Origin of the sequence: Pseudomonas sp. S3(2024) (assembly GCF_036861315.1) — a bacterium.
GTDB classification, from domain to species: domain Bacteria; phylum Pseudomonadota; class Gammaproteobacteria; order Pseudomonadales; family Pseudomonadaceae; genus Aquipseudomonas; species Aquipseudomonas putida_A.
In genome coordinates this window covers 265317-291579 of the sequence record NZ_JAZAQQ010000003.1, presented here as the reverse complement: position 1 = coordinate 291579, position 26263 = coordinate 265317, and the positions used below count along the sequence as shown (strand labels likewise).

General features: G+C 60.7%; 24 protein-coding genes. 9 read left to right on the top strand and 15 right to left on the bottom strand.

Annotated features, from left to right (window positions below; all coding sequences use genetic code 11):
• Nucleotides 1-38: 38 nt before the first annotated feature.
• Nucleotides 39-1376 (bottom strand): ammonium transporter, encoded by a 1338-nt coding sequence (locus VLA07_RS10485; protein ID WP_027610437.1) that lies wholly within the window; start codon nucleotides 1374-1376, stop codon nucleotides 39-41.
• 36 nt (nucleotides 1377-1412) lie between these two features.
• The gene (gene glnK, locus VLA07_RS10480) at nucleotides 1413-1751 is read right to left on the bottom strand and encodes a P-II family nitrogen regulator (protein ID WP_002555808.1); all 339 of its coding nucleotides are present in this window, start codon (nucleotides 1749-1751) and stop codon (nucleotides 1413-1415) included.
• 413 nt (nucleotides 1752-2164) lie between these two features.
• Between glnK and VLA07_RS10475 the strand changes: the two genes are divergently transcribed.
• Entirely contained in the window at nucleotides 2165-2425 is a 261-nt protein-coding gene (locus VLA07_RS10475; RefSeq protein WP_007920416.1) for an accessory factor UbiK family protein, read from the top strand.
• A gap of 360 nt (nucleotides 2426-2785) precedes the next feature.
• Nucleotides 2786-3313 (top strand): BRO-N domain-containing protein, encoded by a 528-nt coding sequence (locus VLA07_RS10470; protein WP_247267217.1) that lies wholly within the window; start codon nucleotides 2786-2788, stop codon nucleotides 3311-3313.
• Here the strand turns inward: VLA07_RS10470 and VLA07_RS10465 are convergent.
• Nucleotides 3308-3598, bottom strand: a complete 291-nt coding sequence (locus VLA07_RS10465) for a HigA family addiction module antitoxin (protein WP_247267216.1) — start codon at nucleotides 3596-3598, stop codon at nucleotides 3308-3310. The two genes, VLA07_RS10470 and VLA07_RS10465, sit on opposite strands and share 6 nt — an antisense overlap.
• Nucleotides 3599-3828: 230 nt before the next feature.
• On the opposite strand from VLA07_RS10465, the gene VLA07_RS10460 reads away from it, so the two are divergent.
• Together VLA07_RS10460 and VLA07_RS10455 are read left to right on the top strand one after the other, a co-directional pair.
• Nucleotides 3829-4293, top strand: a complete 465-nt coding sequence (locus VLA07_RS10460) for a hypothetical protein (RefSeq protein ID WP_073470953.1) — start codon at nucleotides 3829-3831, stop codon at nucleotides 4291-4293.
• Nucleotides 4294-4675: 382 nt separating this feature from the next.
• On the top strand, nucleotides 4676-6169 hold the full coding sequence (locus VLA07_RS10455) for a YifB family Mg chelatase-like AAA ATPase (RefSeq protein WP_330205801.1): 1494 nt from the start codon (nucleotides 4676-4678) through the stop codon (nucleotides 6167-6169).
• Here the strand turns inward: VLA07_RS10455 and VLA07_RS10450 are convergent.
• From VLA07_RS10450 to VLA07_RS10440, 3 genes are all read right to left on the bottom strand, one after another.
• Nucleotides 6166-7380, bottom strand: coding sequence for an aldose 1-epimerase family protein (locus VLA07_RS10450; protein WP_333989199.1), 1215 nt, complete (start codon nucleotides 7378-7380; stop codon nucleotides 6166-6168). The genes VLA07_RS10455 and VLA07_RS10450 overlap by 4 nt on opposite strands.
• A gap of 219 nt (nucleotides 7381-7599) precedes the next feature.
• The gene (locus tag VLA07_RS10445; protein WP_247267214.1) at nucleotides 7600-9576 is read right to left on the bottom strand and encodes a methyl-accepting chemotaxis protein; all 1977 of its coding nucleotides are present in this window, start codon (nucleotides 9574-9576) and stop codon (nucleotides 7600-7602) included.
• Between the two features lie 181 nt (nucleotides 9577-9757).
• The gene (locus tag VLA07_RS10440; protein WP_210556344.1) at nucleotides 9758-10678 is read right to left on the bottom strand and encodes a LysR substrate-binding domain-containing protein; all 921 of its coding nucleotides are present in this window, start codon (nucleotides 10676-10678) and stop codon (nucleotides 9758-9760) included.
• A 159-nt stretch (nucleotides 10679-10837) separates the two neighbouring features.
• Here VLA07_RS10440 and VLA07_RS10435 point away from each other — a divergent pair, with 159 nt between their 5' ends.
• Entirely contained in the window at nucleotides 10838-12235 is a 1398-nt protein-coding gene (locus tag VLA07_RS10435) for a NorM family multidrug efflux MATE transporter (protein WP_330205799.1), read from the top strand.
• A 127-nt stretch (nucleotides 12236-12362) separates the two neighbouring features.
• Here the strand turns inward: VLA07_RS10435 and VLA07_RS10430 are convergent, their stop codons facing one another.
• A complete protein-coding gene (locus tag VLA07_RS10430) occupies nucleotides 12363-14036 on the bottom strand; it encodes a putative bifunctional diguanylate cyclase/phosphodiesterase (RefSeq protein WP_097089513.1) in 1674 nt (557 codons plus the stop codon).
• Nucleotides 14037-14290: 254 nt separating this feature from the next.
• Between VLA07_RS10430 and rep the strand changes: the two genes are divergently transcribed.
• Complete coding sequence (rep, locus tag VLA07_RS10425; RefSeq protein WP_027610430.1) at nucleotides 14291-16300, top strand: DNA helicase Rep; 2010 nt, start codon at nucleotides 14291-14293, stop codon at nucleotides 16298-16300.
• Nucleotides 16301-16355: 55 nt separating this feature from the next.
• The gene (locus VLA07_RS10420; RefSeq protein ID WP_007962388.1) at nucleotides 16356-16928 is read left to right on the top strand and encodes a xanthine phosphoribosyltransferase; all 573 of its coding nucleotides are present in this window, start codon (nucleotides 16356-16358) and stop codon (nucleotides 16926-16928) included.
• A 129-nt stretch (nucleotides 16929-17057) separates the two neighbouring features.
• On the opposite strand, the gene VLA07_RS10415 is transcribed toward VLA07_RS10420, so the two are convergent.
• The 6 genes from VLA07_RS10415 to dadA all read right to left on the bottom strand — a co-directional run bounded on the left by VLA07_RS10415 (nucleotide 17058) and on the right by dadA (nucleotide 23148).
• Nucleotides 17058-18980, bottom strand: a complete 1923-nt coding sequence (locus VLA07_RS10415) for an acetyl-CoA hydrolase/transferase C-terminal domain-containing protein (RefSeq protein WP_333989198.1) — start codon at nucleotides 18978-18980, stop codon at nucleotides 17058-17060.
• A 134-nt stretch (nucleotides 18981-19114) separates the two neighbouring features.
• Nucleotides 19115-19531 carry a c-type cytochrome gene (locus VLA07_RS10410; protein WP_333989197.1) on the bottom strand — a complete coding sequence of 139 codons (417 nt, stop codon included), beginning with the start codon at nucleotides 19529-19531 and terminating at the stop codon, nucleotides 19115-19117.
• A gap of 182 nt (nucleotides 19532-19713) precedes the next feature.
• Complete coding sequence (locus VLA07_RS10405; protein WP_007920393.1) at nucleotides 19714-20262, bottom strand: cupin domain-containing protein; 549 nt, start codon at nucleotides 20260-20262, stop codon at nucleotides 19714-19716.
• 88 nt (nucleotides 20263-20350) lie between these two features.
• Nucleotides 20351-21424 (bottom strand): alanine racemase, encoded by a 1074-nt coding sequence (alr, locus tag VLA07_RS10400; RefSeq protein WP_333989196.1) that lies wholly within the window; start codon nucleotides 21422-21424, stop codon nucleotides 20351-20353.
• 94 nt (nucleotides 21425-21518) lie between these two features.
• Nucleotides 21519-21872: a RidA family protein gene (locus VLA07_RS10395; RefSeq protein ID WP_027610426.1), complete on the bottom strand. Its 354-nt coding sequence runs from the start codon at nucleotides 21870-21872 to the stop codon at nucleotides 21519-21521.
• On the bottom strand, nucleotides 21844-23148 hold the full coding sequence (gene dadA, locus VLA07_RS10390; protein WP_007962383.1) for a D-amino acid dehydrogenase: 1305 nt from the start codon (nucleotides 23146-23148) through the stop codon (nucleotides 21844-21846). Before dadA ends, VLA07_RS10395 begins: the two co-directional genes overlap by 29 nt.
• A 156-nt stretch (nucleotides 23149-23304) precedes the next feature.
• Between dadA and VLA07_RS10385 the strand changes: the two genes are divergently transcribed.
• Nucleotides 23305-23793, top strand: coding sequence for an Lrp/AsnC ligand binding domain-containing protein (locus tag VLA07_RS10385; protein WP_003177284.1), 489 nt, complete (start codon nucleotides 23305-23307; stop codon nucleotides 23791-23793).
• 110 nt (nucleotides 23794-23903) lie between these two features.
• Here the strand turns inward: VLA07_RS10385 and VLA07_RS10380 are convergent, their stop codons facing one another.
• Nucleotides 23904-24257 (bottom strand): YkgJ family cysteine cluster protein, encoded by a 354-nt coding sequence (locus VLA07_RS10380; protein ID WP_330205796.1) that lies wholly within the window; start codon nucleotides 24255-24257, stop codon nucleotides 23904-23906.
• A 147-nt stretch (nucleotides 24258-24404) separates the two neighbouring features.
• Between VLA07_RS10380 and VLA07_RS10375 the strand changes: the two genes are divergently transcribed.
• Entirely contained in the window at nucleotides 24405-25715 is a 1311-nt protein-coding gene (locus VLA07_RS10375; protein WP_333989195.1) for an NAD(P)/FAD-dependent oxidoreductase, read from the top strand.
• A 133-nt stretch (nucleotides 25716-25848) separates the two neighbouring features.
• Here VLA07_RS10375 and VLA07_RS10370 read toward each other — a convergent pair whose 3' ends face one another.
• Nucleotides 25849-26094 carry a DUF1127 domain-containing protein gene (locus VLA07_RS10370; RefSeq protein ID WP_041071959.1) on the bottom strand — a complete coding sequence of 82 codons (246 nt, stop codon included), beginning with the start codon at nucleotides 26092-26094 and terminating at the stop codon, nucleotides 25849-25851.
• Nucleotides 26095-26263: the final 169 nt, after the last annotated feature.

The window sequence follows — 26263 nt, the reverse complement described above, 5'->3', positions numbered from 1 at the left end:
ATGCCCGGCGAACCGGGCAAGTTTTTTAATGCGCGTACTTACAGGTTGTAGCCGCGTTCGTTGTGTTGTGCCAGATCCAGACCCACCGACTCTTCTTCCTCAGTCACGCGCAGCCCCATCACGGCGTCCAGGACCTTGAGGATGATGAAGGTGACGATCGCGGTGTAGATCACCGTGAAGCCGACACCTTTGCACTGAATCCACACTTGAGCGGCGATGTCGGTGACGGTGCCGAAGCCACCCAGCGACGGTGCAGCGAATACACCGGTGAGGATCGCACCGAGGATACCGCCGATACCGTGTACGCCGAACGCGTCCAGAGAGTCGTCATAGCCGAGTTTGCGTTTCAGCGTGGTGGCGCAGAAGAAGCACACCACGCCTGCCGCCAGACCGATCACCAGTGCGCCCATCGGGCCAACGGTGCCCGCAGCCGGAGTGATCGCCACCAGACCGGCAACCACACCCGAAGCAATGCCCAGTGCGCTTGGTTTGCCGTGAGTGATCCACTCCGCGAACATCCAGCCCAGAGCCGCTGCAGCGGTTGCAATCTGAGTGACCAGCATCGCCATGCCGGCGGTGCCGTTGGCGGCTGCGGCCGAACCGGCGTTGAAGCCGAACCAGCCAACCCACAACATCGCTGCACCCATCAGGGTGTAACCGAGGTTGTGCGGTGCCATCGGGGTGGTCGGGAAACCTTTGCGCTTGCCCAATACCAGGCAGGCAATCAGACCGGCCACACCGGCGTTGATGTGCACCACGGTGCCGCCCGCGAAGTCGAGTACGCCCCAGTCCCACATCAGGCCGCCGTTACCGGACCAGACCATGTGCGCAATCGGTGCGTAGACGAGGGTGAACCAGATGCCCATGAAAATCAGCATCGCGGAGAATTTCATCCGCTCGGCGAACGCACCGACAATCAGCGCCGGGGTGATGATCGCGAAGGTCATCTGGAAGGTGATGAACACCGCCTCGGGGAACAGCGCCGCAGGGCCGGTCAGGCTCGAAGGCGTGACACCGGCGAGGAACGCCTTGCCCATGCCGCCGAAGAACGAGTTGAAGTTGACGACGCCCTGCTCCATGCCGGTGGTGTCGAACGCAATGCTGTAGCCATAAATGACCCACAGGATGCTGATCAGACCGGTAATGGCGAAGCACTGCATCATCACGGAAAGAATGTTTTTCGAGCGAACCATGCCGCCGTAAAACAGCGCCAGGCCCGGGATGGTCATGAACAGCACGAGGGCTGTCGAGGTGAGCATCCAGGCGGTGTCGCCGGAATTGAGGACCGGGGCCGCCACTTCGTCTGCCGCCATTGCAAGGCCGGGCATTACGATGGACAACAGGGCTCCTAGCCCTGCGAATTTACGCAGAGTCATATTGTTTTCTCCTGGGGCGTTGGGGTTTGTGGCGGCTTAAATCGCGTCGGTATCGGTTTCGCCGGTACGGATGCGGATCGCCTGTTCCAGATTGACCACGAAGATCTTGCCGTCACCGATCTTGCCGGTGTTGGCCGCCTTGGTGATCGCCTCGATCACCCGATCCAGATCCTTGTCGTCGATGGCCACGTCGATTTTCACCTTGGGCAGAAAATCGACCACATATTCCGCGCCGCGATACAGCTCGGTGTGACCCTTCTGCCGGCCGAAGCCTTTGACTTCAGTAACGGTAATGCCCTGCACGCCGATTTCGGACAGCGACTCGCGCACGTCGTCCAACTTGAACGGCTTGATGATGGCAGTGACTAGCTTCATGAAACTCTCTCCCGAATTGGTGGACTTGCCCCAGGAAAACAAACCCGACTCAAGTCTAAGCGCAGTGCCTGGCTTTGTAACGCATCGTCGGCCTTACCTGCCCGACTGACGCCAGCTAACCGCTGCCGGCGAAACTCCCCGTCCCGCCTGCCGCACTGCATTCGTCACAGCGACTGCATCAGTGCATGGGTCACTACCGACTAAGCAGAAAGCTTGCCATCTCGCCAAATTCCTCTGATTTCAAGCCCTTGGCCGCTGCCACAGGCGCCCGTGCAAAAAAGCCCCGACGGTTACGCACAACAACGGTGCGTTGCCGTCCGTCCGCCTGCGCGAAAAGCGTGCATCCGTGCCTGCGTCAATGACTATAGACACTGCGTGATACACTGCCCGCCACTGTTTACAGGACACATTCCATGCTCGCGCCCAAAGACTTCCTCGACGCCCTGAGCGGCACCGCCTCCCGCCTGTTCAGCGGCGACACCCCGCTGCCGAAAGCCGAAATCGAAAGCCAGTTCAAGATGCTGCTGCAGAGTGCGTTCAGCAAACTCGATTTGGTGAGCCGTGAAGAGTTTGATAGTCAGATGGTTGTACTGGCCCGCACTCGTGCCCGCCTCGAGAGCCTCGAAGCGAAAGTTGCCGAGATGGAAGCGAAGCTGACACCGCCCGCTGAATAATCCGCTCCCCCTGTAGGAGCTGCCGAAGGCTGCGATCTTTTGATCTTCAGCCTTTCAATCCTCTCGGCAACGTCCTACAACCTGCACCACCGCCGTCCGATTGCGCCGAAAAGCCCAGGTTTCTAAGCTCACCCCGATGCTGAATGTTCAGCACCGGGTTTGGCGACCTGGACAGCTTAAGGCGCACGACAACCATGATGGCGGCTACATTTACCGCCACATCGTTTCATGGCGGTTGTGCGTGGGAGACCTTCGGGTCTGCCGGGTTCCTTTTGCTCCGGTTCGCCAACCCGCGTACAACTGCCACCCAATCGTTTGGCGACGATTGAGGGCAGCCCCTTAAGCAAGAGGAACTGCTCAATGAATCAAGAAGAGACTTATCTGACCCCGCACATCTTCACCCGCCACAAACTCCCCCTCCACGCCCTCCTCATCCAGAACCAACCCTGGTTCTGCGCCCGAGACCTGAGCCGCCTGCTGCACATCTACCTCAACGAACGCATGCTGCGAAAACTCGACCCCGACCAATACCAAACCCGCAAAACCTTGATCCACAACCAGATCGAAAACACCCTGCTGATCAGCGAATCCGGCATCTACGCCCTCCTCGTCTACCACTACTGCCCCGAATACCGAGCGCTACGCGAATGGCTCACCCACCAGGTCATCCCCACCCTGCGCGACGCCCAACACCCCACCACAAGCGAACGCCCACACCTGAGCCTGCTCAGTTGGCCGGATATGTCATTGAGTTTGTTGCACTGGAATAACCAGCCGTGGATTCGGTTGCAGGATGTGCCGTTGATGATGGTGGAACGGGAACAAACCAAGCGCCCAATGACGGGGCCATGGTGGAAAAGGGCTTCACGGATGCTGCAATCGCTATAAACCCGCATGCCGGAGCTGGGCCCTGCGTAAATCGTAATTCGATTGGAGATTCATCCAGAACTCAGGCGTAGTGTTGAGATGAGTGGCAAGGCTGATTGCCAGATCGGCGCAGATCCTGAGCTGGCATTTCACAAGCTTTTCGATCTCACTTTCGGGCCAGTTCGTGGGCATGGCCAGACCCATGACGGTCATGCCCAACGGCTCCATGAATTCCTTATTCAGAACCTCGCCGGATGAATCGGGCGCATACCATTGCGGTCCATTTTTCGCCTCCAGAAGCTGCATTGAACGGCCAACCTGGAGCATCCGACTCCGCGATACAAGACCGTCGAAACCCTTTCGCCGGCGTCCTACAACTATTAGGGCATGGCCCTACAAAAATCAGCGTCTGCGCCTGATTCCGTGAGTTCTTGGCTGTGATTAGGCTGGTGGCTTTCGCCTGCGCTGGTCGATCCTATTCGTCGAGTTCCAGGCGATACACATTGATCGCCAGACACTCTGGTTCTGGATCCCTCTTGTCTCATTTGCTCAAGCTCAAAGAAAACACGCTGGTTCAGCATCCAGATGGTGGTTACATCTTTGGCACGATCCCCGATATGCCAAAATTCGGCTTGCCAGGCGGGAAGATTTATCTGCGTGTAGGTATTCACCGTCGAGCGAATAGTGGTTTTGGCGTAGTGCACATTTGGGAAGCCCATAGTGCCGATTTGCTCAAGCATGGTTGCCAGACTGCCGATGGGGTAGCAGCGATTGTTGCGAAAATGATCGTCCCGGGAGCACAAATCTATTGTGAGTTCAAAGAACAGCGATGTGGAAACAGGGTCGCGGTACTGAGGACATCTATGGGAACACTGATTCTTGAACCGCGACACGAGCGCGCCACAGGATTTGGTTACTTCGTGGTGACTTGGTACCCGCAAAAACGTGCACATGGCACGTTAGTGGGGCAGATACCACGAGCACCACCAAATCAGAAATAAAAAAGGCGTCCGATGGACGCCTTTCAAGTATTTTTTGAGGAGTAGTCGCAGCGATTCTTTAGCTCCTGGCTTTACGGCCTTGGGTTCAGAATCCGACAGGCTAGCCCGTCGTCACTACTTCAGAGAAACCAGCTTTCTCTGCTGCCAAAAATGCGGGGGAGCTTTTGCTGGTGCCCAGTCCCGACGAATGCGCAGTTGCAGTCCTCGAACGGGATGATCCGTCAATGCCGGTCGAGAGTCAACGGTCCAATTCAGGCAAGCAATGACAGCCCATCGGATCTTGATACGTCTTGTAAACCTCTATTTCAGCACTGAAACCCGGCTCAACTAACCTTCAAAAACCCGCAGGAAGCGGCCCCTCGATTCAACTCAAGGAACGACCATGTCCCTCTCCATCGTCCACAGTCGCGCCCAGATAGGCGTGGATGCTCCCGCCGTCACCGTCGAAGTCCATCTGGCCAACGGTCTGCCGTCGCTGACCATGGTCGGTCTGCCCGAGGCGGCGGTGAAGGAGAGCAAGGATCGCGTGCGCAGCGCGATCATCAATTCCGGGCTGCAGTTTCCGGCGCGGCGGATCACCTTGAATCTGGCGCCGGCGGACTTGCCCAAGGATGGCGGGCGCTTTGATCTGGCGATTGCCTTGGGGATTCTGTCGGCGAGTGTGCAGGTGCCGTGTCTGACGCTGGATGAGGTGGAATGCCTTGGTGAACTGGCGTTGTCCGGCGCTGTGCGGCCGGTGCGCGGGGTGTTGCCGGCGGCACTGGCGGCGCGCAAGGCCGGGCGGGCACTGGTGGTGCCGCGGGCGAATGCCGAGGAGGCTTGCCTGGCGTCGGGGTTGAAAGTGTTTGCGGTGGATCATCTGCTCGAGGCGGTGGCGCATTTCAACGGGCATACGCCGGTCGAGCCTTATGTCTCGGACGGGCTGATTCATGCAGCGAAACCCTATCCCGACCTCAATGAGGTGCAAGGACAGATGGCCGCGAAACGGGCGCTGCTGATCGCGGCGGCGGGGGCACACAACCTGTTGTTCAGCGGGCCGCCGGGGACCGGCAAGACCTTGTTGGCAAGTCGCTTGCCGGGGCTGCTGCCGCCACTCTCAGAATGCGAGGCGCTGGAAGTGGCGGCGATTCAATCGGTCGCCAGCGGCGTGCCACTGACCCATTGGCCGCAACGGCCCTTTCGCCAGCCGCACCACTCGGCCTCCGGGCCGGCACTGGTCGGTGGCAGCTCGAAACCGCAACCCGGCGAGATCACCCTCGCCCACCACGGCGTACTGTTTCTCGATGAGCTGCCGGAGTTCGATCGCAAGGTACTGGAGGTGCTGCGCGAGCCGCTGGAATCCGGGCATATCGTGATTGCCCGAGCCAAGGATCGCGTGCGTTTTCCGGCGCGCTTCCAGTTGGTGGCGGCGATGAATCCGTGCCCTTGTGGATATCTTGGCGAGCCGAGCGGCAAGTGCTCTTGTACACCGGACATGGTGCAGCGCTACCGCAACAAGCTATCGGGGCCGTTGCTGGATCGGATCGATCTGCACCTGACGGTGGCGCGGGAAGCGACGGCGTTGAATCCGGCAGTGAAGCCAGGCGAGGACAGCGCCAGTGCGGCAGCCGTGGTGGCCGAGGCACGCGAACGCCAGCAAAAGCGTCAGCGTTGTGCCAATGCGTTCCTCGATCTGCCAGGCCTGAAGCGGCACTGCCAGTTATCCACAGCCGATGAGAAATGGCTGGAGTCAGCCTGCGAACGGCTGACCTTGTCACTGCGCTCAGCCCATCGTTTGCTCAAGGTCGCCAGAACTCTGGCAGACCTTGAGCAAGTCCATGCAATCAGCCGTGAGCATCTGGCCGAGGCGCTGCAGTACCGTCCGGCGACGCCTTAATGCTCGGTCAGATCCACCAGCGGCGTCTGCCGCACTTCGGTTTCACGCCCGGCCTGGATTTCGCTCACGTGCTTCAACGCATTATCCACAGCGCCTTTGTCTGCCAGCAGGCTGTAGCTGATCTGAAGCTGTTGGCTGGCCTTTGGCGCAATGGTCGGCACCAGGTTCAGCGGACGCTGATAGCGGCGGTTGTAGGAAAAGCTGGTGCCTGGCTCAAGGCCCGTGACATAGCCCTGCCCTTGGGTGTCGGTGTTTTTCCACAGGGAAAACACTGGCAGCTGTTGAGTATTGAAGCCAACAGAGACACCGAGGCTGCCAGCCTTGTTGTGCAAAACAGTCAGGGTTTCGCCTTTGGCGTCGGCGTAGGGCACGACGTTATAGACGGTTTCATCGTAGTCCTTGGTTGGACCGCGATAAATCTGCCAGTCCGCCAACTCGGCTTTGGCCTTGTCGTTGAATGGCGAGACCTGTTTCACCGGCGCCGCGAACCGTGCACCCTGCTCGAGGAACGGCGTGCTGAAGTTGCTGTGATACAGCGCCTGGTATTCCTTCGGATAATCGCCGTTGTTGGTCAGCGTATCGTTGAGGGCAAAGCGCACGCTGCCCGGCTCGGTGACCAACTCAGTGACGACCGAGAAGTCGACTTTCTTGAACGCCTGTTCCTTCAGTTCACCGCGCAGACTGATGGCGTAGGGTGGTTTTTCATCGATGTGCAGCGTGACAGTGCTGGCCGGAATGTTCGCGGCGCGGCCGTGCAGGGTCAGCATCTCGCCATTGTCGATGCCCGGATGGCCGACCCATTCGTAACCGCAGCGGGTTACCAGCTCGTTGAAGCCTTCCAGCCAGCCCAGGCCACCGCGTCCATTGAGTTCGATGAAGGCCGGGTTGACCACTTCCTTGACCGGCGAATCCCAACCCATGCGCACGTTGCCAACAGACGCCTGCAGGACATTCATGCCACGGGTCGGCACCACCGAGAGTTTCATCGTGCCGTTATCGATATCGACGATGCTGACACCTTCCTGTCGTCCGCCGTGCAAGGTTCGCAGACTCACGGAGAACGGCTTGGCGGTTTTCAACCCGAGCTGCTCACTGGTAATGCTCCAGTTTTGCGCGGGCTTGTTGGTATCGAGGAGTACGTAATCCCAGGCCATGGCGTGGGAAGCAGCAGAGAGTGCGCCGAATGCAAAGGCGAGTTTGAACGGGGTCATGGCAGCAGCCTTTATTGGAGTTGTGCCATTTTTATAGCGCTGCGGAAACGTTTCAGCAAGAAAAGATGAGAGACATATAGGATGATTTGCCATGGATCGGCGGCGTTGCATTCGCGAGCAGGCTCGCTCCCACAGAGTATTCGGGTGCTCAAACGATTTATGAGCTACCCCGGAAACTGTGGGAGCGAGCCTGCTCGCGAAAGCGATATCAAGGCTGTATTAACGGAAGCGATCAACCTCGGAACGCAGATCCGCCGCCAGCTTTTCAAGCTCTTTGGCGGTGACCGCGAGGTTCGACACCACCTCACGCTGCTCACTGTTGGCCAGCGCAATGCTCTGCAAATTGCTGCTCAACAATGTCGCGGTGCTGCTCTGCTCCTGAGTCGCGGTGGTAATCGCGGCGAACTGCTGCCCTGCCGAACGGCTCTGCTCATCGATCCGCGCCAGCGCCGACGCCACGTTGGCGTTGCGCGACAGGCCTTCCTGCATCAGCAGGTTGCCCTGCTCCATGGTGCTGATGGCGTTGCCGGTTTCCTGCTGGATGCTGTGAATCATCCCGGAGATTTCATCAGTGGCCTGACGGGTGCGCGACGCCAGGTTACGCACCTCATCGGCGACCACGGCAAAACCACGGCCCTGTTCACCGGCACGGGCCGCTTCGATGGCCGCGTTGAGCGCCAGCAGGTTGGTCTGTTCGGCAATCGAGGTGATCACACTGACAATGCCGCCGATTTCCTGGGAACGCTGGCCAAGGGTGTTGATCACGGTAGCCGTGGTGTTCAACGCACCAGCGATTTGCTCAAGCGACGAAGACGCTTCGTCCATGGAAGTACGACCGATCTGCGTCTGCTGAGCGTTTTCCTGGGCCAGACGCTGGGTGGCCCCCATGTTGTCGGCGATGTTCAGCGAGGTGGCGCTGAACTCTTCCACCGCGCCGGCCATGCTGGTGATTTCGCCGGACTGCTGTTCCATGCCTTCGTACGCACCGCCGGACAAACCGGACAGCGCCTGGGCGCGGCTGTTGACCTCTTCCGAGGAGCGGCGGATGTGTTCGACCATCGTCGATAGCGCCTGGCTCATCTGGTTGAACGCACGGGACAACTGTCCGATCTCGTCGTTGCTCGACACGCTCAGGCGCACGCTCAGATCACCTGCGCCCAGCGCTTCGGCCTGACGCACCAGATCACTCAGCGGCGCCAGTTTGCTGCGCAGCAACCACACCACCGAACCCACCGCCAACAGCATCGCCAGCAGGCTGCCGATGGCCAGTTGCGTGCCGACGCTCCAGGTCACCGCGCGAATCTCGGCTTTCGGCATGCTCGCCACTACCGCCCACGGCCCACCGTCGAACGGTACCGAAACACTGTAGAAATCTTCGTTCTTGTCGCCCCAGAACTGACCTTTGCCAGGGGTCTTGGCCAGAGCGCCAATCACCGTAACCGCCTGATCCAGCGCCTGGACACCCGCCGGGGCCACCAACCATTTGTTCTGCTCATCCAGCAGCGCCAGCGAACCGGTCTGGCCGATGCGGAAGCGTTTGAGGTTGTCGAACTGGGCGTTCTGCGCGTCGGTGTAGTCAAAACCAACGAACAACACCGCAATCACCTTGCCGCTGCTGTCGCGCACCGGGGTGTATTGGGTCATGTAGGAGCGATCAAACAGCAACGCGCGGCCGACGTAGCCTTGCCCGGCCATCAACTTCGCATAAGCCGGGTGCGCATGATCGAGCAAAGTGCCGATAGCGCGCGTGCCGTCCTGTTTGGTCAGCGAGGTGCTGACCCGCACGAAGTCTTCGCCGCTACGCACGAACAGCGTGGCAACGCCGGCGGTCATCTGCTTGAACTCGTCGACTTCCTTGAAGTTGTTGTTCAACACTTCGCTGCCCAGGTGCAGGCCCGGGGTCTGGGTGCCGGCGACGTTCACCGGTTCATCCGGGTGAATGCTCAGGCCCGCGCTGAAGCGCTTCTCGAACAGCCCGCTCAGGCGCTGGGTGCTTTCGCGCAGCGTGCCGTGGAAAGTGCTCAACTGGTCGGCCAGCAGCCGCGCCTCACTGGCGAGGTGCTCTTCACGGGTGGCGAGGTTGGCGGAATCCAGCGAACGCAGGGCGAACACCGTACTGCCGCTGATGACGATCGCCAGTATCACGGCGAGCGCGAGGCCCAGCTGCGAGGCGATCCGAGCGCGAGGTTGAGACATGGACAGCTCCTGGCCGAACTTGCCGATCCTCCTTGATCGCAGCTCGGATAATTTTCTAATGGGGGTGAATCGTGGATACCTGCACGGCGGTTCCACATGCACGTATTCGGCGGTAAAGCCGAATACTTGAGCGAACAGCAGGGTTATGGCACAAGGCCGGCATTGTGGCGGCTCTAACGTTTCAGCTCAAGCGCTTGACCACCGGCAGCGCCATGGCCCGCACTTCGCCTTGCAGGAAGTCGCTGAGACGGCGCAAACGTTCACCTCCCGGACGGGTTTTTGGCCATACCAGGTAATAATTCAGTCCGCTGGCGACCGCGGTCGGCCATGGCAGGCTCAGTCTTCCTTGCGCCACATCTTCGGCGACCATCAGCAGATCGCCCATCGACACCCCATAGCCTCGCGCCGCGGCGATCATCCCAAGTTCGAGGGTATCGAACACCTGTCCGCCCTTGAGCGAAACCTGATCGGACAGCCCCATATGTTCCAGCCAACTGCGCCAGTCGCGCCGATCCGGGGTCGGATGCAGCAACTCCGTGGAGGCCAGCCGCGCCACATCCCACGGTTGGTCATTCAGCAGGTTTGGCGCACCGACCGGGATCAACTCCTCGGGAAACAGCAGGCTGGCCTCCCAGTCCGGCGGGAAGTGCCCATCGCTCAGCAGCACCGCGCAGTCGAAGGGCTCGTTGTTGAAGTCCACCGAGTCCACGTCCATCCAGGCACTGGTCAGTTGCACTTCGTTGCCGGGCTGTAGGTGACGAAAACGGCTGAGCCGGGCCAGCAGCCAGCGCATGGTCAGGGTCGAGGGCGCTTTCATGCGCAGGATGTCGTCTTCGGCGCGCAAGGTGTTGCAGGCGCGCTCCAGCGCCGCAAAACCATCGCGAATGCCGGGCAACAGCATCCGCGCCGATTCCGTCAGTTGCAGGTTGCGCCCACTGCGATGAAACAGCTTGCAGGCAAAGTGTTCCTCCAGCGTCTTGATGTGCCGGCTGACTGCACTCTGGGTGATCGACAACTCCTCGGCCGCCCGGGTGAACGAGCTGTGCCGCGCCGCCGCTTCGAATGCGCGCAGGGCATACAAGGGAGGAAGACGACGGGACATGCACAAAGCTCCTTTGGCGGCATCCGGCCACCCCGGCGAATTTTTCTCATAATGAGTTTTAATCATGCGACCTATCCTTTTTATCCTTTTGTGCAAACCTTTCCAAGCGCCGAGAATCGACGGTCTCTTGTTCCCTCTGATTGATGGGTGGTAATGACCATGCAGCATCCTGTGCGTACCGAACTCTGGGCCATCCTGCGGCTGGCGGGGCCGTTGATTGCTTCGCAGTTGGCGCACATGCTGATGGTGCTGACCGACACCCTGATGATGGCGCGCCTCAGCCCCGAAGCCCTGGCCGGCGGCGGACTGGGGGCAGCGAGTTATTCGTTCGTGTCGATTTTCTGCATCGGCGTGATTGCAGCGGTCGGCACGCTGGTGGCGATCCGTCAGGGCGCCGGCGACATCATCGGCGCGGCACGCCTGACCCAGGCCGGGCTGTGGCTGGCGTGGCTGATGGCGCTGGGCGCCGGGTTGCTGCTGTGGAATCTGAAACCGGTGTTGCTGCTGTTCGGCCAGACCGAAACCAACGTCAACGCCGCTGGACAATTTTTGATCGCTCTGCCCTTCGCCCTGCCCGGCTACCTGAGCTTCATGGCCCTGCGCGGCTTTACCAGTGCAATCGGCCGGGCGACCCCCGTGATGGTCATCAGCCTCGGCGGCACCGTGGCCAACTTCCTGCTCAATTACGCACTGATCACCGGCATGTTCGGCCTGCCGAAACTGGGGTTGACCGGCATCGGTCTGGTCACGGCAATCGTTGCCAACTGCATGGCGCTGGCCCTCGCCTGGCACATTCGCCGGCACCCGGCCTACGACGCCTACCCATTGCGCGCCGGCCTGTCACGGCCAAATCGTCAGTATCTGAAAGAACTGTGGCGCCTCGGCCTGCCGATTGGCGGCACCTACGCGGTGGAAGTCGGACTGTTTGCCTTCGCGGCGCTGTGCATGGGCACCATGGGCAGCACGCAACTCGGCGCACACCAGATCGCTCTGCAGATCGTTTCGGTGGCGTTCATGGTGCCGGCGGGGATGTCCTACGCGATCACCATGCGCGTCGGCCAGCACTACGGCGCCGGGCAACTGAGCGACGCGCGGATGTCCGGCCGGGTCGGCATCGTTTTCGGTGCGGTGGTGATGCTGGGTTTTGCGATGGTGTTCTGGCTGCTGCCGAATCAACTTGTCGGGCTGTTCCTCAATCACAACGACCCGGCGTTTGCCGAAGTCATTCGTCTGGCGGTGAGCCTGTTGGCGGTGGCGGCATGGTTCGAATTGTTTGACGGCACGCAGACCATCGCCATGGGCTGCATCCGCGGGCTCAAGGATGCGAAAACCACGTTTCTGGTCGGCCTCGCTTGTTATTGGTTGATTGGCGCACCGGCGGCGTGGTGGATGGCGTTCCACCTGAACTGGGGGCCGACGGGCGTCTGGTGGGGTCTGGCGCTGGGCCTGGCCTGCGCGGCAGTGAGCCTGACCCTGGCGTTTGAATGGAAGATGAAGCGGATGATTCAGCGCGAACCTCTGTCATCAAACCAGTACACAGTCGCTCAGGCAGACTGAGATTCCCTTGTGGGAGCGGGCTTGCTCGCGAAAGCGGTGGGTCAGGCAGCCTATGCTTTGACTGACACGACGCCTTCGCGAGCAAGCCCGCTCCCACAGGGATTCATGCCTAACCCGGAGATTGCGTTCAGCTCACGATTTCGAGGGCTGGCTGCTGGCTAGAGCCGAAGGTCAGGTATTCAACCAGCTCTGCCAACGGCAACGGCCGGCTGATCAGATAACCCTGCACCTGATCACAGCCAAACCCGCGCAATAACTCCAGTTGCTCAGGGGTTTCCACCCCCTCGGCCACCACTTCCAGATGCAGGTTATGCGCGAGGTTGATCATCGCGTGCACCAGTTTGCGGTTCTCTTCGCGCTGCTCCATGCCGCCGACAAAGCTTTTGTCGATCTTCAGCAAGGTGATCGGCAGGCTGTTGAGGTGCACGAATGACGAGAACCCGGTGCCGAAGTCATCCAGCGAGAAACGCACACCGAGACGGCCGAGGGCGTCCATGGTCTGTTTGACCAGATCGCTGCGGCGCATGACGGCGGTTTCGGTGAGCTCAAACTCCAGCCACTGCGCCTCGACCCCGCGCTCGGCAATCAGCCGGCTGAGCGTCGGCAGCAACTGGCTGTCCTGAAACTGGCGGAACGACAGGTTGATCGCCATGTGCAGCGCCGGCAGCCCGCGCTCGCGCAGTGCCTGCATGTCGCGCAACGCGCGGGAAATCACCCAGTAGCCCAGCGGCACGATCAGACCGCTCTGCTCGGCCAGCGGCACGAATTCGCTCGGCGGTAGCAGACCGCGCTCGCCATGGCGCCAGCGCACCAGGGCTTCGAGGCCGACGATCTGCCCGTCTGCAAGATTCAGCCGTGGCTGGTAGTGCAGCTCCAGCTCATCGCGGCGCAAAGCCCGGCGCAGCTCGCTTTCGAGGTCGGCCATGCTCCGTGCGTTGCGGTTGATGCGTTCGTTGAAGATATGGAAGGTGCAGCCCTGCGTACTCTTGGCCTGCTGCATGGCAATGTGCGCGTGCCACATCAGCGGGTCGGCACCACCCTGTGCACGGGCATGGGCGATGCCCAGGCTGGAGCCGATCAACAGGCTTTCGCCATCGACCCAATACGGTTCGGCGAGGGCTTCGGTAATGCGTTCGGCCATCCACTCGGCGCGTTGCGGCGCGCGGCGGGTGTCGATCAGCAAGGCAAACTCGTCGCTGCCCAGCCGCGCCAGTTGATCCCCGGCCTCAAGCTGACTTTTCAGCCGTGCGACGACTTGCAGGATCAAGCGATCGCCGGCCTGATGACCGAGGGCGTCGTTGGCGTGACGGAAGTTGTCGAGATCGAGATGCCCGAGGGCCAGACCACGGCCGTCGTTTTCCGCCAGGCGCGCCGCGAGCAGGGTCTGGAAGCCCTGGCGGTTGGCGATGCCGGTCAGAGGATCCTGTTCGGCCAGGCGTTGCAGGGTGTTTTCGAGGACGCCGCGTTCACGCACATGGCGCAGACAACGGCGCAGCATGCCGGCGTCGAGGGCGTCGAACACCAGCCAGTCGCTGACACCAACCGGCGCGGTGACCGGCTCGTGATCCAGCAGCAACACCGTCGGCAGGCTGCAACGGCCCGGGGCCGGCTGCAACGCGGGAACGGTCAACAACACCGCGTGACGATTGTCTTCGAACAGACTGCTGACCGACTCCCAGCTCGGCGCACTGATCAGCACCGCCGCGCTCCCCATCGGAGCCAGACACTCGCGCAATAACGCTGTCCACGCTGGCTCTTCGGCCAGTAGCAGCAAACGCAAGGGTTCGACAGGCGTAGACAAGCTAGCTCCCTAGACTCTGCAATGATGTGGGCGGGGCATTATGCCGTTGCGATGTTCAATGACAACGATTATCAGAACGTTATTTTGTGTCACGAATGAGAACATTAGCCGCAAAATCACCGTGTATCCTCCGCGAAAGTAACAAAACCGGCAAATTTGAATCGCGTGGTACGTCACAAGTCGGACAGAGCAGCACAAATCGCTGAGCCTGTTAAAATGCCGGCCCATTTCGTCAACGACTCCCGAATTTTCGTATGTCCCGACTCAATCCCCGGCAGCAAGAAGCCGTGAACTACGTCGGCGGCCCTCTATTGGTGCTCGCCGGCGCTGGCTCCGGCAAGACCAGCGTGATTACCCGCAAGATCGCGCACCTGATCCAGAACTGCGGCATCCGCGCCCAGTACATCGTCGCCATGACCTTCACCAACAAGGCTGCGCGCGAGATGAAGGAGCGGGTCGGCACCCTGCTGCGTGCCGGCGAAGGCCGCGGCCTGACGGTCTGCACCTTCCACAACCTGGGCCTGAACATCATCCGCAAGGAGCATGCGCGGCTGGGCTACAAACCCGGTTTCTCGATCTTCGACGAGACCGACGTCAAAGCCCTGATGACCGACATCATGCAGAAGGAATACGCAGGCGACGACGGCGTCGACGAGATCAAGAACATGATCGGCGCCTGGAAAAACGACCTGATCCTGCCGGCCCAGGCGCTGGAAAATGCGCGCAATCCGAAAGAACAGACTGCCGCCATCGTCTACACCCACTATCAGCGCACGCTCAAGGCATTCAACGCGGTGGACTTCGACGACCTGATCCTGCTGCCGGTAAAGCTCTTCGAAGAGCACGCCGACATTCTCGAAAAGTGGCAGAACAAGGTGCGTTACCTGCTGGTCGACGAATACCAGGACACCAACGCCAGCCAGTACCTGCTGGTGAAAATGCTGATCGGCAAGCGCAATCAGTTCACCGTGGTGGGCGACGACGACCAGTCGATCTACGCCTGGCGCGGCGCACGGCCGGAAAACCTGATGCTGCTCAAGGATGACTACCCGTCGCTGAAAGTGGTGATGCTCGAGCAGAACTACCGCTCCACCAGCCGCATCCTGCGCTGCGCCAACGTGCTGATCTCGAACAACCCGCACGAATTCGAAAAACAGCTGTGGAGTGAGATGGGTCACGGCGACGAGATTCGCGTGATCCGCTGCCGCAACGAGGACGCCGAAGCCGAGCGCGTGGCCATGGAAATCCTCAGCCTGCACTTGCGTACCGACCGCCCGTACAGCGATTTCGCGATCCTCTATCGCGGCAACTACCAGGCCAAGCTGATCGAACTGAAGTTGCAGCACCACCAGGTGCCGTACCGCCTGAGCGGCGGCAACAGCTTCTTTGGCCGTCAGGAAGTGAAGGACCTGATGGCCTACTTCCGCCTGATCGTGAACCCGGACGACGACAACGCCTTCCTGCGCGTGATCAACGTGCCGCGCCGGGAAATCGGCTCGACCACCCTGGAAAAACTCGGCAACTACGCCACCGAACGCAAGATCTCGATGTACGCCGCCACCGACGAAATCGGCCTGGGCGAGCATCTGGACAGCCGCTTCACCGATCGCCTGTCGCGCTTCAAGCGCTTCATGGACAAGGTGCGCGAGCAGTGTGCCGGCGAAGACCCGATCTCGGCGCTGCGCAGCATGGTCATGGACATCGACTATGAGAACTGGCTGCGCACCAACAGCTCCAGCGACAAGGCTGCCGACTACCGGATGAGCAACGTCTGGTTCCTCATCGAAGCCTTGAAGAACACCCTGGAAAAAGACGAAGACGGCGAAATGACCGTCGAGGACGCCATTGGCAAACTGGTCCTGCGCGACATGCTCGAGCGTCAGCAGGAAGAAGAGGACGGCGCCGAAGGCGTGCAGATGATGACCCTGCATGCGTCCAAGGGCCTGGAATTCCCTTACGTGTTCATCATGGGCATGGAAGAGGAAATCCTCCCGCACCGCTCCAGCATCGAAGCCGACACCATCGAAGAGGAACGCCGCCTGGCCTACGTGGGCATCACCCGCGCGCGCCAGACCCTGGCCTTCACCTTCGCAGCCAAGCGCAAACAGTACGGCGAGATCATCGATTGTGCGCCCAGCCGCTTCCTTGATGAGCTGCCGCCGGACGACCTGGCGTGGGAAGGCAACGACGACACACCGACCGAAGTCAAAGCCGTGCGCGGCAATAGCGCATTGGCTGATATACGCGCGATGTTAAAGCGCTAGAATTGACCACTTTTTTAAAGCTTAGGGCGCACAGGCGCTGAACGAGGACAGCTTCATGGAAGCATTGCAGCAGAAAATCCGCGAACAAGGCATCGTGCTTTCCGACCAGGTCCTGAAGGTCGACGCCTTCCTGAACCACCAGATCGACCCGGCCCTGATGAAGCTGATCGGCGACGAATTCGCCACGCTGTTCAAGGATTCGGGCATCACCAAGATCGTCACCATCGAAGCCTCGGGCATTGCCCCGGCGATCATGACCGGTCTGAACCTCGGCGTGCCGGTGATCTTCGCCCGCAAGCAACAGTCTCTGACCCTGACCGAAAACCTGCTGTCGGCGACCGTTTACTCGTTCACCAAGAAGACCGAAAGCACCGTGGCCATCTCGCCGCGTCATCTGACCAGCAGCGACCGCGTGCTGATCATCGACGACTTCCTGGCCAACGGTAAGGCTTCGCAGGCGCTGATCTCGATCATCAAACAGGCTGGCGCCACCGTCGCCGGTCTGGGCATCGTGATCGAGAAGTCGTTCCAGGGCGGCCGTGCCGAGCTGGATTCCCAGGGCTATCGCGTTGAATCGCTGGCCCGCGTGAAATCGCTGAAGGATGGCGTCGTTACCTTCATCGAATAAACCACACCGCATTACCCCCTGTGGGAGCGGGCTTGCTCGCGAAGGCGTCGTGTCAGTCGACCTATTCTTTGACTGACACACCGCCTTCGCGAGCAAGCCCGCTCCCACAGTGGTTTTTGGGGTGAGCCGTTACTGCGCGGTGGCTTTGAGGCCGGTGAGCAGCAGACGTTGGAACAGGTCTTCTTTCAGGCCTTCCGGGTTGGTCAGTTGCATACGTTCAAGGTGTTCGGGGAACGTCGAAGCCTCCGGCGCATCCAGCGCAGCCTTGCCCAGCTCCAAGATCTCGCTCAGCTTGAACTTGCTCTTCAGCCAGTTCAGCGCCCGCAGCAGATCGCGCTCGATCGCGGTGAAATCACAGCCCAGCGGATATTCCGGAAACAGGTTCGGATGCTTCGCGGCGATCGCCTGCAAGCGTTGCGGGGTGTTGTCGACAAAGCGCGGATCGAGGCGGAAATCCTTCGGCAGTTTGCCAACCTTCTGTGCCTGCTCGATCAACCCCGGTTGGAAGCGTGAATCGCTGATATTGAGCAACGACTCGATCACCACCGCATCGGACTTGCCTCGCAGATCGGCAATGCCGTATTCGGTGACCACGATGTCGCGCAGGTGCCGTGGAATCGTGCAATGGCCGTACTCCCAGACGATGTTCGAGCTGACCTCGCCGCCGGACTCGCGCCAGCTGCGCAGGATCAGAATCGAGCGCGCATCGTGCAGCGCGTGGCCCTGGGCGACAAAGTTGTATTGCCCGCCGACGCCGCTGAGCACCCGCCCGTCTTCCAGTTGATCGGCCACACCGGCGCCCAACAGCGTCATGGTGAACACGGTGTTGATGAATCGCGCATCAAGGCGCTGCAAGCGCTTGAGCTCTTCCTGCCCGTACAGCTCGTTGATGTAGCTGATGCGGGTCATGTTGAATTCGAGGCACTTGCTCTGCGGCAACTCACGCAGGCGCTCGTAGAAACTGCGCGGGCCGAGGAAGAAGCCGCCGTGCACCGAGATGCCATCGGTCTGCGCCGACTCATCGAGGGTGCCGGCGTTGGCCTGCTCCTGAGTGTGCACGTCGGGGTAGACCTTGCGCCGGATGATCCCGGCATCGGCCAGCACCAGCAGGCCGTTGACGAACATTTCGCTGCAGCCATACAGGCCTTTGGCGAATGGCGCAGTGCCGCCCTCGCGCTCGATCAACTGCGCCCACTGGCTGAGATTGATGTCATTAAGCAGGGCTTGGTAACCGGCGTTGTCTGCCTGCCGCGCAAGCAGTGCGGCGGTCAGTGCATCGCCCATCGAGCCGATGCCGATCTGCAAGGTGCCGCCGTCGCGCACCAGCGTACTGGCGTGCAGGCCGATGAAATGATCCTGAAAGCCCACCGGCATGTTCGGCGTGGAAAACAGCGTGCTGCTGTCCTTCGCGTCGATCAGCAGGTCGAAGGTATCGATATCGACTTCGGCATCGCCGGGCATGTACGGCAGATCGGTGTGCACTTGACCGACCAGCAAAATGGTCTCCCCGGCGTCGCGACGTTTGGCGATCATTGGCAACAGGTCGAGGGTGATGTCCGGGTTGCAGCTCAGGCTCAGGCGATCGGGATGTTCGCTGCTGCTGGCGAGCAATTGCGCCACCAGATTGAGGCCGGCGGCATTGATGTCGCGGGCGGCGTGGCTGTAGTTGCTGCTGACGTAATCCTGCTGGGCCGGCGCGCTGTTGAGCAGGCTGCCGGGCTGCATGAAGAACTGTTCGATACGGATGTTGGCGGGCAGGCTGTCACGCTGCAGATCGGCGAGGAAATCGAATTCGGGGTAATCGCCGAACACGCGCTCGACGAAGGGTTCGATGAAGCGCTTCTGCAGACCGTCGCCCAGCGTCGGCCGCCCCAGGCACAGCGCGGTGTACATTGTCAGTTGTCGCTCGGGCAGATCCTTGATCCGCCGGTACAGCGCGTTGACGAAGTGATTGGGCTTGCCCAGCCCCAGCGGCATGCCCATATGGATATGCGCCGGCAGACGTGCAAGCACCTCGTCCACTGCCTGTTCGATCGAACACAACTGCACCATCTGAAGCCTCCTGCCCGTTCCGTGAATAGAGGTAGACCGAGCTTGCCTCGACTTTGCTGCAAAGGACAGCGAAGCCGTGAATCGCAGGCACAAAAAAACCGTCCGGAGACGGTTTTTTTCGTCAGAAGCGCGGCTTATTTCAGACCGGACATCTTCTGGATCGCACCTTTCAACTCGTCGTCCGAGCAATCGGCACAGGTGCCTTTTGGCGGCATGGAATTGATGCCGGAGATGGCTTTTGCGAGCAGGCCGTCAACGCCACCTTCCTTCTTGGAGCGCTCGCCCCAGGCAGCCGCGTCACCGATTTTCGGTGCGCCCAGCAGACCCGTACCGTGACAAGCGTTGCAATGTTTTGCAATCACTTCATCCGGCGTCTTCGCCCCACCACCGCCGCCAGCGGAGGCAGCGACTTCCATCCCTTTGCATTCCTGCCCCTGAACGCACACCTGGCCGACTGGCTCGAGGCGCTTGGCAATGTCGTCATTCGTCGCAGCTTGAGCGCTGACGGCCCAGAGGGCCAGTACGGTTGCTGGTGCGGCCAGCATTTTCATAATTAGGTTCACGCGTTCACCCTCAATGGTGGCTATTCACGCCTGCGGCCACGGTTCGCAGGCGGGCGCAAGTATAGCGGGTAGCCCGCCACACTGAAACAACCCCATAGTCGAAGGGGTTATACCGCGCTGTGGAAAAACTCATCGGATGCCTTCACCGTCATGGCCTGGCACCTCTGTCTTTAAAAATTCGCCGGCGTGGCTGCGCTGATTAGTCGCGCGGGCGCGTCGAACGGATTACGGAAACGGTGCGGCTTGGTACTTTCAAAGTAGTAGCTGTCGCCGGCTTCGAGAATAAAAGTTTCGAGACCCACCACCAATTCCAGACGACCTTCCACCAGGATCCCGGTTTCTTCGCCTTCATGGGTGAGCATTTCTTCGCCGGTATCAGCGCCCGGCGGGTAGATTTCGTTGAGAAACGCGATGGCCCGGCTCGGGTGCGCACGGCCGACCAGTTTCATGGTCACGGCGCCGTCGGAGATGTCGATCAGCTCGTTGGCCTTGTAGACGATCTGGGTCGGCACTTCCTGCAGGATTTCTTCGGAAAAGAACTCGACCATGGACATGGGAATCCCGCCCAGAACCTTCCTCAGCGAACTGATCGAAGGGCTGACGCTGTTCTTTTCGATCATCGAAATGGTGCTGTTGGTGACGCCCGCACGTTTTGCGAGTTCACGCTGGGAAAGCCCTTTGAGCTTGCGGATCGATTGCAGTCGTTCACCGACGTCCAAGGCGGGAGCCTCCTGATGTTGTAAGAATATTGAGCGTTATCATGGCGACAGCGTTCAGTATTTACAACACTTGGCCCCCGCAGTGGCCTCAACCCTCGGAATAGAGCCTTGGCACGCGACGCAGGTTGCAGAAGATCTGGTAGGGAATGGTGTCCGCCCACTGCGCCACTTCGCTGGCGAGGATGTTTTTGCCCCACAGTTCGACGGTCGAACCGAGGTCCGCTTCCGGCACATCGGTGAGGTCGATGCAGAGCATGTCCATCGATACGCGGCCAAGCAGCCGGCTGCGTTTGCCGGCCACCAGCACCGGCGTGCCGGTCGGGGCATGACGCGGGTAGCCATCGGCATAGCCCATGGCAACCACACCGATGCGCATCGGCTTGTCGGTGATGAATTTGGCGCCATAGCCGATCGGCTCGCCGGCGGGCAGTTCACGTACGCAGATGACTTTCGACTCGAGGGTCATCACCGGTTGCAGGCGCTCGGCCACGGCGTTGGCTACTTCGAACGGCGTGGCGCCGTAGAGCATGATGCCCGGGCGCACCCAGTCGCTGTGGATTTGCGGCCAACCGAGCACGGCCGGCGAGTTGCGCAGGCTGACTTCGGCAGCCAGACCCTGACGCGCCGCTTCGAACACCGCGACTTGATCGGCGCTGCTCTGCTCATGCAGTTCATCGGCGCGGGCGAAGTGGCTCATCAGCACGATCTTCGCCACTTTGCCGCTGGCCAGCAGACGCTGGTAAGCCGCCGCGTAGTCCTTCGGATGCAGGCCGACGCGGTGCATGCCGGAATCGAGCTTGAGCCACACGGTGATCGGTTTGCTCAATGCCGTCTGCTCGATGGCTTCGAGTTGCCACAGCGAATGCACCACGGTCCAGAAATCATGCTCGACGATCAGCGCCAACTCATCAGCTTCGAAGATGCCTTCGAGCAACAACACCGGGGCCTTGATGCCGGCCGCGCGCAGCTCCAGCGCTTCTTCGATGCAGGCAACGGCAAACCCGTCGGCCTCGGCTTCCAGCGCCTGGGCGCAACGCACCGCACCATGACCATAGGCATCAGCCTTGATCACCGCCAGCGCCTTGGCGCCGGTGACTTCGCGGGCAATTCGGTAGTTGTGACGCAGGGCTTCTAGGTCGATCAGGGCACGGGCAGGACGCATGGCGGCAGACTTCTAGGCGGTCATGGAAATAAAAACCGGCGCCGACTGACGACGTGAACCGCCAACAGCGCCGGGAGAGGGATCTTTGAATCGGTTACGGCAACGCGGCGACGATGGAAATCTCGACCAGGATGCTCGGCTTGGCCATCTTCGCTTCGACGGTGGCCCGGGCCGGCGCGGCGCCTTTGGGCAGCCACTGATCCCACACCGAGTTCATCCCGGCAAAGTGCGCTTCGATGTCGTTCAGGTAGATCGTTGCCGACAGCAGATGCTGCTTGTCAGTCCCGGCCAGATCCAGCAAACGCTCGATATTGGCGAGCACCTCGCGGGTCTGCTGTTCGACCCCGGCGTCGAAGTCGTCGCCGACCTGCCCGGCCAGATACACGGTGCCGTTGTGGGTGACGATCTGACTCATGCGCTCATTGGTGAGCTGGCGCTGGATTGCCATGTTTTGCGGACTCCTGAGGCTTGTTGCCGTAACGGGAAATATCGAGGCCTTCGGCGCTGATCTGCGGCTTTTTCTTCGCCATCAGATCGGCCAGCAAACGACCGGAACCGCACGCCATGGTCCAACCCAGGGTGCCGTGACCGGTGTTGAGGAACAGGTTCTTGAACGGCGTGGCGCCCACGATCGGCGTGCCGTCCGGGGTGGTCGGACGCAGACCGGTCCAGAAGCTCGCCTCGGCCAGATTGCCGCCCTGAGGATAAAGGTCGTTGACGATCATCTCCAGAGTTTCGCGCCGACGCGGGTTCAGCGACAGGTCAAAACCGGCGATTTCTGCCATGCCGCCGACGCGGATGCGGTTGTCAAAACGGGTGATCGCGACCTTGTAGGTCTCGTCGAGAATGGTCGAAGTCGGAGCCATGGCCGGGTTGGTGATCGGCACGGTCAGCGAGTAACCCTTGAGCGGATACACCGGAGCCTTGATGCCCAACGGCTTGAGCAGTTGCGGCGAGTAGCTGCCGAGGGCCAGCACGTAGCGGTCGGCGGTTTCCAGCTTGCCGTCGATCCATACACCGTTGATGCGGTCACCGGCGTAGTCGAGGCGCTGGATGTCCTGGCCGAAGCGGAATTCCACCCCGAGTTTCACCGCCATTTCCGCCAGGCGCGTGGTGAACATCTGGCAGTCGCCGGTCTGGTCATTCGGCAGACGCAGGGCGCCGGCGAGGATGTCGGTGACATTGGCCAGGGCCGGCTCGACGCGGGCAATGCCGGCGCGGTCGAGGACTTCAAACGGTACGCCGGATTCTTTCAGCACGGCGATGTCTTTGGCGGCGCCATCGAGCTGCGCCTGAGTGCGGAATAGCTGGGTGGTGCCGAGACTGCGGCCTTCGTAGGCGATGCCGGTTTCGGCGCGCAGTTCATCGAGGCAGTCGCGACTGTACTCGGACAGACGCACCATGCGCTCCTTGTTCACTGCGTAACGGCTAGCGGTGCAGTTGCGCAGCATTTGCGCCATCCACAGGTACTGGTCGATGTCGGCAGTGGCCTTGATCGCCAACGGCGCGTGGCGCTGCAGCAACCACTTGATGGCCTTGAGCGGTACACCCGGCGCAGCCCATGGCGAGGCATAACCCGGCGACACCTGGCCGGCGTTGGCGAAACTGGTCTCCATGGCCACGGCTGGCTGCCGGTCGACCACCACCACTTCAAACCCGGCACGGGCCAGATAGTAAGCACTGGCGGTACCGATGACGCCGCTACCCAAGACCATTACGCGCATTTTTGTATCCCTCATCGCGGCGGGGCCGCGTACGTCTGTTGTTAGAGCAATGATGCGCGCAGTGTAAAAAAGAATGGCCAGTGCATTTCACTATATAAGCGCCTATATTTGGCGACAATTCTCGGCAAAAACCCTTTTCACGGAGGCGCATCCCCTATGCGTACCAACACTCAGACCAAACGTGAGCTGGACAAGATCGACCGCAACATTTTGCGGATCCTGCAGGCGGACGGGCGCATATCGTTTACCGAACTCGGGGAGAAGGTCGGCCTGTCCACCACACCGTGCACGGAGCGGGTGCGCCGGCTGGAGCGCGAAGGGATCATCATGGGCTACAACGCCCGCCTGAATCCGCAGCACTTGAAGGGTAGCCTGCTGGTGTTCGTCGAGATCAGCCTCGATTACAAATCCGGCGACACCTTCGAAGAGTTCCGCCGCGCGGTGCTGAAACTGCCGCACGTGCTGGAATGCCATTTGGTGTCAGGAGATTTCGACTATCTGGTGAAGGCGCGGATTTCCGAGATGGCTTCGTATCGCAAGCTGCTGGGCGACATCCTGTTGAAGCTGCCGCATGTGCGTGAGTCCAAAAGCTATATCGTGATGGAAGAGGTGAAAGAGAGCCTGAGCCTGCCGATTCCAGACTGAAGATTGGCATCGCTCCATTCGCGAGCAGGCTCGCTCCCACAGGGGAATGCATTTCAAATGCGGGAGCGAGCCTGCTCGCGAAGACGTCAGCTCGGTTCCGAGTGAACCCGTTAAACCAACACCTGCCGATTCGAAGCCATGTACTCGAAGATCTGCTTTTCAACCCGTGGATGAATCAGCTCCACCGGCCCCCGCCCGTTCGGGCATGGCAGGGTTTTGGTAGTACCGAACAAGCGGCAAATCAGCGGTCGCTCGCCATACACCGTGCAGCCATCCGGCCCCAGGTGTACACAGTTCAGCTCTTCCATCGCCGCATCCTGCTCGGCGCGGGTCTTGCGCGGCAGGCGCGACATTTCTTCCGGCGAGGTGGTCACCGGCCCACAGCAATCGTGGCAGCCCGGCACGCAGTCGAAAGTGGGGATCTGCTGACGCAGGTCGCGGATTGTCTGGCGGTTGCAGCTCATCGAAACAGTAACCCACATCAAATAGGCGGCAATTGTGCCGCAAAAGCCGTGATACACACAGCAACGTCCGACCAGTGTTGCCCGTCTTCGGCCGTGCGGCTTATGCTCCGTCAAATTTTCTCGACACCCAGCCGTTGGATGATGCCCATGAATGCCCGCGCCCGAACCTTCGCGAGCCAACCCCACGTTGCCTCTTATTACGCCGCCAGCAGTCTGCCGCAGCCCGAGTATCCGGTGCTGCAAGGCGAGCTGAGCGCAGACGTGTGCGTGGTCGGCGGTGGCTTCTCGGGGCTGAACACCGCGCTGGAACTGGCCGAACGCGGCCTCAGTGTGGTGTTGCTGGAAGCCCACCGGATCGGCTGGGGCGCCAGCGGCCGTAACGGCGGACAGTTGATTCGCGGCGTTGGCCACGGCCTCGACCAGTTCAGCAACGTCATCGGCACCGACGGCGTTCGCCAGATGAAACTGATGGGCCTGGAAGCGGTGGAAATCGTCCGCCAGCGCGTCGAGCGTTTCCAGATTCCGTGCGACCTGACCTGGGGCTACTGCGACCTCGCCAACAAACCGGCCGATCTCGAAGGCTTTGCCGAAGACGCCGAAGAGCTGCGCAGTCTCGGCTATCGCTACGAAACCCGTCTGCTGCAAGCCGATGAAATGCACACCGTGGTCGGCTCCAAACGCTACGTCGGCGGCTTGATCGACATGGGTTCCGGGCATCTGCATCCGCTGAACCTGGCGCTGGGCGAAGCCGCTGCTGCGCAACAAATGGGCGTCAAACTGTTTGAACAGTCGGGCGTCACGCGCATCGACTACGGCCCGGAAGTTCGCGTCCACACAGCTCAAGGCTCGGTGCGGGCGAAGACTCTGGTGCTGGGCTGCAACGCTTACCTCAACGACCTCAATCCGCAACTCAGCGGCAAAGTGCTCCCGGCCGGCAGTTACATCATCGCGACCGAACCGCTTTCCACAGAACTGGCGCACAGCCTGCTACCGCAAAACATGGCCGTCTGCGACCAGCGCGTGGCGCTGGACTACTATCGGCTCTCGGCCGATCGGCGCCTGCTGTTCGGCGGTGCCTGCCACTATTCCGGGCGCGACCCGAAGGACATCGGCGCCTACATGCAGCCGAAGATGCTCGAAGTGTTTCCGCAACTGGCGGGCGTGAAAATCGACTATCAATGGGGCGGGATGATCGGCATCGGCGCCAACCGTCTGCCACAGATCGGCAGGCTCAATGATCAACCGAACGTGTATTACGCCCAGGCCTATTCCGGGCACGGAGTGAATGCCACGCACCTGGCGGGCAAGCTGCTCGCCGAGGCGATCAGCGGGCAGCACAGCGGTGGCTTCGATCTGTTTGCCAAGGTGCCGCACATCACCTTCCCCGGCGGCAAGCATTTGCGCTCGCCGTTGCTGGCGTTGGGGATGTTGTGGCATCGGATTAAAGAGTTGGTCTGATGTTTTTTTGAGGCCCTGAATACGCCTTCGCGAGCAAGCCCGCTCCCACAGGTGACCGCGCTCCACCTTGAGAACACGGTCGAATGTGGGAGCGGGCTTGCTCGCGAAGGGGCCGAAACAGGCGCTAAAACGTTCAGATCCGCCAGAACGGCTTCAACCCCTCTTCATTTGCCTGCTCCCGGGTCAACCCGACGTCCTTGAGCTGCTCCGGCGTCAGGTTCAAAAGCGCCTTGCGCGTGTGCAGACGATGCCAGAACAGACCCCAGCGACTCAGGCCGGATGGCGCGTTACGCATGGCGCTATTCCATGCACTGTCCTCCTGCCCTGCCGCCAGTTCCTGACTGTGTAACGTCAGCCGCACATCGCTCAAGCCGTTCATTTTTGTTGCTCCTGTTTACTTGGGTAGCCAGAGATTCCATGATGCGCGGGTCGGAAAAAGCATTACAGATTCAACGCATCTGTATTAACTCCATACAGATTTGCCGTTTCTGCGTCTGAATCACCGATTTTTGCCGCATCTGTACTGGTTTAACGAATCACCTGCATCG

Bases quoted from the DNA above. Each gene is read 5' to 3' on its own strand.
- VLA07_RS10475 (WP_007920416.1), top strand. From the start codon at position 2,165: ATGCTCGCGCCCAAAGACTTCCTCGACGCCCTGAGCGGCACCGCCTCC.
- VLA07_RS10420 (WP_007962388.1), top strand. From the start codon at position 16,356: ATGGAAGCATTGCAGCAGAAAATCCGCGAACAAGGCATCGTGCTTTCC.
- dadA (WP_007962383.1), bottom strand. From the start codon at position 23,148: ATGCGCGTAATGGTCTTGGGTAGCGGCGTCATCGGTACCGCCAGTGCT.
- VLA07_RS10465 (WP_247267216.1), bottom strand. From the start codon at position 3,598: ATGCAGCTTCTGGAGGCGAAAAATGGACCGCAATGGTATGCGCCCGAT.
- VLA07_RS10370 (WP_041071959.1), bottom strand. From the start codon at position 26,094: ATGAACGGCTTGAGCGATGTGCGGCTGACGTTACACAGTCAGGAACTG.
- alr (WP_333989196.1), bottom strand. From the start codon at position 21,424: ATGCGTCCTGCCCGTGCCCTGATCGACCTAGAAGCCCTGCGTCACAAC.
- VLA07_RS10450 (WP_333989199.1), bottom strand. From the start codon at position 7,380: ATGACCCCGTTCAAACTCGCCTTTGCATTCGGCGCACTCTCTGCTGCT.
- VLA07_RS10375 (WP_333989195.1), top strand. From the start codon at position 24,405: ATGAATGCCCGCGCCCGAACCTTCGCGAGCCAACCCCACGTTGCCTCT.
- VLA07_RS10445 (WP_247267214.1), bottom strand. From the start codon at position 9,576: ATGTCTCAACCTCGCGCTCGGATCGCCTCGCAGCTGGGCCTCGCGCTC.
- VLA07_RS10415 (WP_333989198.1), bottom strand. From the start codon at position 18,980: ATGGTGCAGTTGTGTTCGATCGAACAGGCAGTGGACGAGGTGCTTGCA.
- VLA07_RS10485 (WP_027610437.1), bottom strand. From the start codon at position 1,376: ATGACTCTGCGTAAATTCGCAGGGCTAGGAGCCCTGTTGTCCATCGTA.
- VLA07_RS10385 (WP_003177284.1), top strand. From the start codon at position 23,305: ATGCGTACCAACACTCAGACCAAACGTGAGCTGGACAAGATCGACCGC.
- VLA07_RS10470 (WP_247267217.1), top strand. From the start codon at position 2,786: ATGAATCAAGAAGAGACTTATCTGACCCCGCACATCTTCACCCGCCAC.
- VLA07_RS10380 (WP_330205796.1), bottom strand. From the start codon at position 24,257: ATGAGCTGCAACCGCCAGACAATCCGCGACCTGCGTCAGCAGATCCCC.
- rep (WP_027610430.1), top strand. From the start codon at position 14,291: ATGTCCCGACTCAATCCCCGGCAGCAAGAAGCCGTGAACTACGTCGGC.
- VLA07_RS10455 (WP_330205801.1), top strand. From the start codon at position 4,676: ATGTCCCTCTCCATCGTCCACAGTCGCGCCCAGATAGGCGTGGATGCT.
- VLA07_RS10435 (WP_330205799.1), top strand. From the start codon at position 10,838: ATGCAGCATCCTGTGCGTACCGAACTCTGGGCCATCCTGCGGCTGGCG.
- glnK (WP_002555808.1), bottom strand. From the start codon at position 1,751: ATGAAGCTAGTCACTGCCATCATCAAGCCGTTCAAGTTGGACGACGTG.
- VLA07_RS10395 (WP_027610426.1), bottom strand. From the start codon at position 21,872: ATGGCAATCCAGCGCCAGCTCACCAATGAGCGCATGAGTCAGATCGTC.
- VLA07_RS10410 (WP_333989197.1), bottom strand. From the start codon at position 19,531: ATGAAAATGCTGGCCGCACCAGCAACCGTACTGGCCCTCTGGGCCGTC.
- VLA07_RS10440 (WP_210556344.1), bottom strand. From the start codon at position 10,678: ATGTCCCGTCGTCTTCCTCCCTTGTATGCCCTGCGCGCATTCGAAGCG.